Genomic DNA, 463 nt, shown 5'->3' on the forward strand with positions numbered 1-463 from the left:
CGAGCGCGGCGAGCGTGGTGTCTGTAGGCACGGCGCCAGGGGCGCGGAGATTTGCAAGCATCGCCTGGATCTGAGCCGCATTCGCCGTCAGTGTCGAATCGGCGTATACGCGGTCGAACCACGCGTCGAAGCTTTCCTCGAAGCAGGCGCTCGCGCGTTGCCGCGCATCGATGGCGTCTTTGCCCGCGAACGAAATCGCGCCATTCTCGACAGCCGTTTCGCTGACGGCATCGTCGAGCTCGGTGCGCTGCGGAACGTGCTCCGGCAAGAGATTGGTGCCCGCCACCTCGCGCATCACCAGAGCCAGCGTCGCAACGTTGCCGCTGCGTTCCTGCACGAGCTCGTTATAGCGGGAGATCAGCCGCTCGGTTTGCGCCGCATTGTCGACAAGCCGGGAAGCCGCGACGTATTCGGGCAAGTCCTGCGGTCTCAGCGAACTGTCCCCCGACGCAGCCGGCGCAGG

Annotated in this window: 1 protein-coding gene; it reads right to left on the reverse strand. The window is 65.7% G+C overall.

The window, feature by feature from the left end:
- The coding region (locus AB4Y42_RS44215; protein ID WP_368697894.1) for a hypothetical protein at positions 1-463 on the reverse strand (463 nt) is incomplete at both ends.

This window comes from Paraburkholderia sp. EG286B (assembly GCF_040965655.1).
In the GTDB taxonomy this organism is placed as follows: Bacteria; Pseudomonadota; Gammaproteobacteria; order Burkholderiales; family Burkholderiaceae; genus Paraburkholderia.